A 7,858-nucleotide genomic window follows, 5' to 3' on the forward strand; every position below is an offset into this window, starting at 1 on the left:
TGAAAATATGGCAACTTTTAAAGGATTTGCAATGAAAAGACTCAATGAAATCGGATGGGTAGAAAAAGAAGTTCCTGAATGTGGACCATTAGACGCAATCGTTAAACCAACTTGTGTATCTCCATGTACTTCAGATATCCACACTGTATGGGAAGGTGCTATCGGTGACAGAAGAGACATGATCTTAGGTCACGAAGCTGTTGGTGAAGTTGTTGAAGTAGGTAGCCACGTTACCAAATTTAAACCAGGAGACCGTGTAATTGTACCTGCTATTACCCCTGACTGGGATGACGAAGCAGCACAAAGAGGATTCCCTTCACAAACAACCGAACCTCTCGGTGGTTGGAAATTCTCCAACTTCAAAGACGGTGTATTCGGTGAAAGATTCCATGTAAACATGGCAGACGCAAACTTGACACTCATTCCTGATGGAATGTCAGAAGAAGCTGCTGTAATCGAAGGTGCATGTATGTTAACCGACATGTGGTCTACCGGTATGATGGGTTCAGAAAACGCTGACATCCCATTAGGTGGATCTGTATTAGTTATTGGTATTGGTGCTGTAGGTCTTTCCGCTATTGCTGGTGCTAAATGTTTAGGTGCAGGAAGATTATTCGCAGCAGGTACTCGTCCAATTTCCGTTGAAGTTGCTAAAAAATACGGTGCAACCGACATCATCAACTATAAAAACGGACCAATCGACGAACAAGTAAGAGAATTAACTGATGGTGCTGGTGTAGATTCCGTAGTTATTGCAGGTGGTAACTTAGAAAACACATGGGCTGAAGCAATCAAATCTGCAAAAGCAGGAGGAACCGTATCCAACGTAAACTACTTAAGTGGTGCTGACAACGTATTAATCCCTCGTGTAGAATGGGGTTGCGGTATGTCTAACATCAACATTAAAAACGGATTATGTCCTGGTGGAGCAGTAAGAATGGAAAGACTTGCTGACTTAGCATTATGCGGCAGACAAGACCCAGAATTATTAGTTACCCACAAATTCAAAGGTCTTAGTAATGTTAGATCTCGACTAGATACAGTTTATGTAATGATTCTAATCATTACATATTATTTCTTTTTTTTATAAGGTGATATTATGAAAGTTGCAGTTATTGGTGGAACAGGTCCACAAGGTCTTGGAATTGCAAAGAGATTTGCAATTGAAGGTGTTGAAGTAATTGTTGGATCTCGTAAAGAAGAAAAAGCTTTAACCATTGTTGAAGAAACAATTGAAGAACTTAAAGATTATGATTTAAATATTGTAGGTATGGCTAATGAAGATGCCGCAAAAGCAGGAGATATCTTAATTCTCACCGTACCTCTTGCAGCTCAAAAACCTACTCTTGAAGGTATTAAAGAATTTTGTGCTGATAAAATTGTTCTTGATGCTACTGTTCCTCTTGAAACAGCAATCGGCGGAAAACCTTTCCGTTTCATTGACTTGATGGAAGGATCTGCTGCAGAAAGAACCGCTAAAATCCTTGACGGTACCGGCGCAAAAGTAATATGTGCATTTTGTAATATTAGTAACTCCCATTTGTCTAATATTCCTAATGAAATTGACTGTGATTGTTTAATTGCAGGAGATGATAAGGAAGCTAAAGAAGTTGCAATCGAACTCATTAATAAACTTCCAGGCATTCAAGCGATTGACTGTGGAATATTAGAAAAATCAAGGATAATCGAAAAAATCACTCCATTATTAATTGGATTAAACATTAAGTACAGATCCCATTATGGAGGACTTAGAATTACTGGAATTCCACAATTTGAGAAATAATGTTGAAAATTTGTAATTATTCTATACTGCTCTATTAATAAATTGTTGTATCTTTGAATATCCTTGACTGGGCTCAAGAATATTTAATTTCAACATTAGTTAAATATTGGAAATTATGTAAATAATTTTCTAATATTTAACTTAAATTTCTCTAAGCGCATTTACATTACAGGTGGTTTAAATGATAATAGTTTTGGCAAAGGCAATTCCTAAAGACGAAGATGCATGTGCAAAAATTGTAGAATTTGCACAAGATCTAATTGAAAATACTAAAAAAGAAGATGGAAACATAGATTATAATTTATATTCCAATACTGCAGATGGCACACTGCTATTTGTAGAACAATGGGAATCTAAAGAAATCTTAGGTTCACATTTGCAAACAGACCATTTCATTAGATTTGGAGAAAATATTCAAGATTTAGTTTCATCAGAACTCATCATTGATGTTTTCGATGCTGATGCTATCAGTCTTTAATTTTCTTTTTTTCCCTTTTTTTGAATTATTCGTTAACATTAAAATCCACTATTTCACCATTATCTTTGACGATTTTAGCAATGGCTTCTTCAGCATTATTTAATTTAGCATTACATAATTTGACTAAATTCATCGCTTTTGTAAATTCATCAATAGCATCATCCAATGGCACATTACCACTTTCTAATTTGTTCACGATTTCTTCTAATTGCTCTAAACTTTCTTCAAAACTTAATTCTTCCATTATATCACCTTTGTATTTATTGTTCCATCATCAAATTCAATATCTAGTTCATCTCCACTTTTCACATCTTTTGCACTTGATATGACTTTATCATCAATTTTAGCTATTGAATAACCTCGTTTCAATGTCAAAAGGGGATTTAATATTTTCAACTTATCAACATTCCTCAAGAAGGTTTCCCGTTTGGCTTTAGTTACCTCTTCAGGATTTCTTAAAACGGCTCTTGACTCTATTTTAAGTAATTTATTTCTGTTCTTTGAAATTATGTTTGAGGATGTAAGATTTAATTTTCCAATCATATTGTCCAAATGCATCTCTTTAATTTCATAGATTGATTCGGGATTTTTAAAAATCTGATTTTGGGATATGTTTTCAACCTTTTCTCTATTAAGAGTTAATTTATCATTAATGCTTTTATTAACTCTTTGGGATAACTGGCTGATTTTGTATCTGACTTCTCTTGTTTCGGGCACTGCAATTTCCGCCGCTGCGGTTGGTGTTGCGGCTCTTTTATCAGCCACATAATCGGATATTGTAACGTCAATTTGGTGTCCTACCGCACTTATGACTGGAATTCTGCAGGCATAAATTTCACGTGCGACGATTTCTTCATTGAATGGCCATAAATCTTCGATGCTGCCGCCTCCCCTTCCAACAATTAATGTATCTATATCATATTGTTGGGCATGTCTGATTTGGCGTACAATTTGGCCTGCAGCCATATCTCCCTGAACGAGTGTTGAAAACACCAGAATTTTACAATATGGGTATCTTCTTTCAATTGTTGTGATAATGTCCTTTATGGCAGCGCCTGTTTGTGCTGTAACAACCCCAATCCTTTGAGGATATTTTGGAATTTCTTTTTTGTGGGTCTCATCGAATAATCCCTCTTTTTCAAGCTTCTTTTTCAATTGTTCAAAAGCGATATGCAGGTCACCAATCCCATCTTCTGTCATGCTGTTGGCATATAGTTGGTATTTTCCGTCTCTTTCGTAGACTTCAATTTTACCTTTGATTATTACATTCATGCCGTCTTCCGGTTGGAATTTAAGGCCGTATTTTCTTCCTTTGAACATTACTGCTGGAATTTGTGAATCTTTATCCTTTAGGGTAAAATAGCTATGTCCGCTGGGATAAGTTTTATAATTGGATATTTCCCCACGAATGTAGATGTTTTGCAGATTCACATCCTTTTTCAGCTTGTTTTTGAGATAGGCATTTACTTGAGACACAGATAAGTATTCATCGTCCATGTATTCACCTTTCAAAGTAATGTTGTTATTATGTTGTTTATATTAAATACAATTTTTTATTTTTGCCTCATTTTTTCTCTCGTTGCATTGTTCGGAAGTCATTTTGCCGACAAATTAAAAATTATTCAATATTTTTATATATTAAATTGAATATAATTCAAAATAGAAATAAATTTTAATTAAAAAATGAACATACGAGGAGTTTTATTATGGCCGCTTTTGAAAGAGTAAAATCAGGTATTGATGAGTTGGATGAAACCCTGGACAATATCCGTCTAGGAGATAATGTAGTATGGCAGGTTTCTAACTTGAAAGAATTCTCTTATTTTGTAAATCCCTATGTTAAACAAGCTTTGGAAGATAAAAGAAACTTGATTTACATTAATTTTGGGCAACATGAACCTTTAATCCCAATGACTGATGAAGATTTTGAGGAGTTGGAAGCCGAAAGAAACGATTCCAATAAGGAATTCGCAATGATTGAGAGAAATGGGATTAAAATTTATAAGGTAGATCCGATGGAGCAATTCGAATCATTCACATTGGAAGTTCACAACATCATTACAAAAGAGGGATTCGATGCATTTTACGTATTTGATTGCCTTTCCGATTTGCAGGCCGCATGGGCAACAGATTTGATGATGGGAAATTTCTTCAGGGTCACATGCCCATATTTATTTATTCTTGACACAGTAGCATTTTTCCCGGTCATTAGAGGAAAACACTCTTTTGAATCCATTGCAAAAATCAGGGAAACAACACAGCTGTTCTTGGATGTCTATTCAGAGAATAATGATGTTTATGTTCACCCTCTGAAAGTTTGGAACAGATATTCCCAAACAATGTTTTTAGGCCATAAGTATAATCCTGAAACAGGCAGTGTAACAACCCTGACTGACGGTATGGAGGTCTCCAAATTTTACCAGGTAATCAATTCAGCATCCGCTTACAATAATGAGCAGAGTACTGACAGCTGGGAGAGGTTTTTCACTGCAACTGAACTTTTACGTCAAAATGGAGTTGATGTGTCTGACAGGTGTGAACTGATGTGCTCAATGATGATGGCAAAAGACGAAAAGGTTGCTGAAAAGATTAAACAATACTTTGAATATGATGACTACATCAATATCTACAACCGTCTGGTTGGAAGTGGAATGATTGGTGGTAAAGCCTGTGGTATGCTGTTGGCCCGTAAAATCATTGAAAAGGACCGCCCCGATTTGTATGCCAATTTTGAACCTGATGATTCATTTTATATAGGTTCCGATTTGTTTTACACATACATTGTCTCAAATGACTTATGGAATATACGTGTAAAACAAAGAACAAAAGAGGGATACTATGAGGCAGGTCGTGAATTGGAAGAAGGCTTGAAGAACGGAGTATTCCCTGAAGATATCAAAAACGAATTCAGAAGGGTTCTTGACTACTTCGGTCAAAGCCCAATCATTGTCCGTTCAAGTAGTCTTTTAGAGGACGGATTTGGAAATGCATTTGCGGGAAAATATGAGTCAGTATTTTGTGTAAATCAAGGTTCGCTTGAAGACAGGCTCAATGCTTTTGAAGAAGCAGTAAAGACAGTTTATGCAAGTACCATGAACATCTCCGCTCTTGAATATCGTAGCTTGAATGATCTGGACGATATGGATGAACAGATGGGATTGCTGGTTCAAAGGGTTTCAGGCTCTTACTATGGTGACTTTTTCTTCCCTACAATGGCAGGAGTCGGTTTTTCATACAGTCCATATTCTCCGCAGCCGGACATGGGGCGTAATGGAGGAATGCTTAGGCTTGTTATGGGATTAGGTACAAAAGCGGTTGACAGGACTCAAAACGATTATCCACGTATTATCAATCTTGATAGGCCGCATGCCATTGACCATCCGAATGTTGCAGAAAGGCATAGGTATTCACAGCATTCTCTAGATGTACTGGACTTAAAAGAGGTTTCCATTCATGAGATTCCAGTCGATGACGGTTTGGAGGTTCTTCCAAGATATGCAAAACGTCCCGTCATTGAACATGATACCGAAGCCGAGAGGTTATATCGGGAGAGAGGCCAAAGAAGAGAGATAGTTTTCGTAAACTGTAATGGTATCGTGAATAATGACAATTTCATAAATATGATGAAAGATCTGCTCAAAACTCTTGAAAGTGCTTATGATTATCCTGTTGACATAGAATACACTGTCAATATTGGCGAGAAGAATTCATTTGTTGTTAATCTGCTGCAATGCAGGCCACTTCAGATTTCAACAACAAAAGAAGAGATTGAAATACCTAAAGATGTGGGAGAAACTTATTTCCATATTAGAAATGCGTCAATGGGAAGATCAAGAAAAGAAAACATTGAAACATTGGTTTATGTCGATTCCCATAAGTATTATGAATATCCATATGCTAAAAAAAGCTTGATAGCAAGGATAATTGGTGAAATCAATGCGTATTGTAAGGAAAATGATAAGACTTCCATGCTGATTGTTCCAGGAAGAATCGGAACTTCTTCACCAGAACTTGGAATTCCAGTGGTATTTGCTGAAATCAGCCAATTTAGAGCTATTCTGGAAGAGTCATACAGCAAAGTAGGTTATGTTCCGGAATTGTCTTTTGGAAGTCATATGTTCCAGGATTTGGTTGAAGCCGATATTTATTATGGCGCCCTTTTTGAAAATGATAAACGATTGGCATTTAATAAGGATTTGATTAAAGATTTGCCGAATAAATTAAGTGACATAAATTCTGAATTGGATGATGAGCTTTATGACATGATTCATGTAGTCAATTTCGATGACAAAAATCTTGAGTTCTATCATGACATGAGAAACGATGAAAGTAAATGTATTTTAAATTGAAAATACAATATATCATCAAGGTGTTTTTTTATGAGAATTAAAGATGAATTATTTGGAAAAGAAGTTCTCGATGCAGAAATTCAAATCGTAGGTAAAGTTAGTGATGTTGTTTTTGATAAGGACTCATTTGAAATTACAGATTTGGTAATTAAGAAAACCGGATTTTCAGAACAAATCAAAGCTAGTGAAAATATGGTGCCTATGGAACTTGTTAAAGTTATTGGTGATAAAATCTTACTTAAAGGCGAAGATGACATTTAATTGATTCATATGGTTTCAAAAGAATATTTAATTGATTTATTAAAGCAAAATGGGGTTTTTCTTGAAGGGGATTTCACTTTATCTTCCGGAAAGAAAAGTAACTATTACATTAACATGAAAAAGGCTATCACTGACCCTGAAATCTTATCAACAATTTCCAAATTAATAACTGAAAAGATTAATGTTGAAGAAATTGATAAGGTTGCAGGTCCTGCATTAGGTGCAGTTCCAATAGCTACAGCAGTTTCTTTAGAATCAAAGCTCCCATTATTGATGATTCGTAAAGAAAAGAAAGGTTATGGTACTTCTAAACTCATTGAAGGTGAATTGAACGAGGGTGATAGTGTCATTGTCGTTGAAGATGTCTCAACTACTGGAGGATCTCTCTTAAAAGCAATCAAAGCCATTCAAGAGAATGGGGGCAATGTAAAAAGAGCTTTTGTTGTTGTAGATAGGCAAGAAGGGGCTATCGATGAGTTTAAAAAAGAAGGCATAGAGTTAGAACCTTTAATTTGCGTAAATGAATTTTTTGAATAAAAAAGAAAAGTAATGATGAAAATTTAATTTCATCATTTTTTCACATGATGGACAAAATGAGGAAGTTCATCAATAATGATGCTAAATGCAGTTTTCACGGCATTTGGTGAGCCAGGCATAGAAAATATAACTGTTTTTTTGTATATTCCAGCGGTAGCTCTTGAAAGCAATGCCGCAGCACCAATTTCCTCATAAGATTTTGCTCTGAATATTTCTCCGAATCCTTCTAATCGTTTTTCGAAAAGTGATTCAACAGTTTCAACGGTGATGTCACGAGGATCAAGGCCAGTTCCACCAGTTGTTAAAATAACATCAATATCTTCTGAAATCATGTTTTCAATAGCATTAATCAAATCTTCTTTTTCATCAGGAATTAAACTCCTGGATTTTAATGTGTATCTGGCTTCGATTTCTTCTGCCATATATTGGCCGGATAAATCAGCTTTTTTT

8 protein-coding genes and 1 pseudogene are annotated in these 7,858 nt (G+C 35.6%); 6 read left to right on the forward strand and 3 right to left on the reverse strand.

All coding sequences use genetic code 11. The annotated features are described in order from the left end of the window. Positions 1–7: 7 nt before the first annotated feature. From QZU81_RS09970 to QZU81_RS09980, 3 genes and pseudogenes are all read left to right on the forward strand, one after another. Positions 8–1,015 (forward strand): annotated as a pseudogene (locus QZU81_RS09970) (NAD(P)-dependent alcohol dehydrogenase); the annotation flags it as partial. 84 nt (positions 1,016–1,099) lie between these two features. Next, entirely contained in the window at positions 1,100–1,783 is a 684-nt protein-coding gene (gene npdG / locus QZU81_RS09975; RefSeq protein WP_292849886.1) for an NADPH-dependent F420 reductase, read from the forward strand. 181 nt (positions 1,784–1,964) lie between these two features. After that, positions 1,965–2,261, forward strand: a complete 297-nt coding sequence (locus QZU81_RS09980) for a putative quinol monooxygenase (RefSeq protein WP_292849883.1) — start codon at positions 1,965–1,967, stop codon at positions 2,259–2,261. A 25-nt stretch (positions 2,262–2,286) separates the two neighbouring features. Here the strand turns inward: QZU81_RS09980 and QZU81_RS09985 are convergent, their stop codons facing one another. Together QZU81_RS09985 and xseA are read right to left on the reverse strand one after the other, a co-directional pair. Continuing rightward, on the reverse strand, positions 2,287–2,505 hold the full coding sequence (locus QZU81_RS09985) for an exodeoxyribonuclease VII small subunit (protein WP_292849880.1): 219 nt from the start codon (positions 2,503–2,505) through the stop codon (positions 2,287–2,289). Beyond that, positions 2,505–3,758: an exodeoxyribonuclease VII large subunit gene (xseA, locus tag QZU81_RS09990; RefSeq protein ID WP_295591587.1), complete on the reverse strand. Its 1,254-nt coding sequence runs from the start codon at positions 3,756–3,758 to the stop codon at positions 2,505–2,507. The genes QZU81_RS09985 and xseA overlap by 1 nt, the downstream gene beginning before the upstream one ends. Before the next feature lie 209 nt (positions 3,759–3,967). On the opposite strand from xseA, the gene QZU81_RS09995 reads away from it, so the two are divergent. The 3 genes from QZU81_RS09995 to pyrE are packed head-to-tail and all read left to right on the forward strand — an operon-like array spanning position 3,968 to position 7,408. Further along, positions 3,968–6,610, forward strand: a complete 2,643-nt coding sequence (locus QZU81_RS09995) for a PEP/pyruvate-binding domain-containing protein (RefSeq protein WP_292825343.1) — start codon at positions 3,968–3,970, stop codon at positions 6,608–6,610. A 30-nt stretch (positions 6,611–6,640) separates the two neighbouring features. Continuing rightward, entirely contained in the window at positions 6,641–6,871 is a 231-nt protein-coding gene (locus tag QZU81_RS10000; RefSeq protein ID WP_292825347.1) for a PRC-barrel domain-containing protein, read from the forward strand. A gap of 9 nt (positions 6,872–6,880) precedes the next feature. Then, positions 6,881–7,408 (forward strand): orotate phosphoribosyltransferase, encoded by a 528-nt coding sequence (gene pyrE / locus QZU81_RS10005; protein WP_292825350.1) that lies wholly within the window; start codon positions 6,881–6,883, stop codon positions 7,406–7,408. Positions 7,409–7,440: 32 nt separating this feature from the next. Here pyrE and QZU81_RS10010 read toward each other — a convergent pair. Then, positions 7,441–7,858, reverse strand: a 418-nt coding sequence (locus QZU81_RS10010) for a molybdenum cofactor biosynthesis protein B (protein ID WP_295591588.1), incomplete at its 5' end; no start/stop codon positions are given.

Origin of the sequence: uncultured Methanobrevibacter sp., from assembly GCF_902770715.1 — an archaeon.
Lineage (GTDB): Archaea > Methanobacteriota > Methanobacteria > Methanobacteriales > Methanobacteriaceae > Methanocatella.

Excerpts from the sequence above, each read along its gene's own strand:
- xseA (WP_295591587.1), bottom strand. The coding sequence starts at position 3,758 with ATGGACGATGAATACTTATCTGTGTCTCAAGTAAATGCCTATCTCAAA.
- QZU81_RS10000 (WP_292825347.1), top strand. The coding sequence starts at position 6,641 with ATGAGAATTAAAGATGAATTATTTGGAAAAGAAGTTCTCGATGCAGAA.
- QZU81_RS09980 (WP_292849883.1), top strand. The coding sequence starts at position 1,965 with ATGATAATAGTTTTGGCAAAGGCAATTCCTAAAGACGAAGATGCATGT.
- QZU81_RS09995 (WP_292825343.1), top strand. The coding sequence starts at position 3,968 with ATGGCCGCTTTTGAAAGAGTAAAATCAGGTATTGATGAGTTGGATGAA.
- pyrE (WP_292825350.1), top strand. The coding sequence starts at position 6,881 with ATGGTTTCAAAAGAATATTTAATTGATTTATTAAAGCAAAATGGGGTT.
- QZU81_RS09985 (WP_292849880.1), bottom strand. The coding sequence starts at position 2,505 with ATGGAAGAATTAAGTTTTGAAGAAAGTTTAGAGCAATTAGAAGAAATC.
- npdG (WP_292849886.1), top strand. The coding sequence starts at position 1,100 with ATGAAAGTTGCAGTTATTGGTGGAACAGGTCCACAAGGTCTTGGAATT.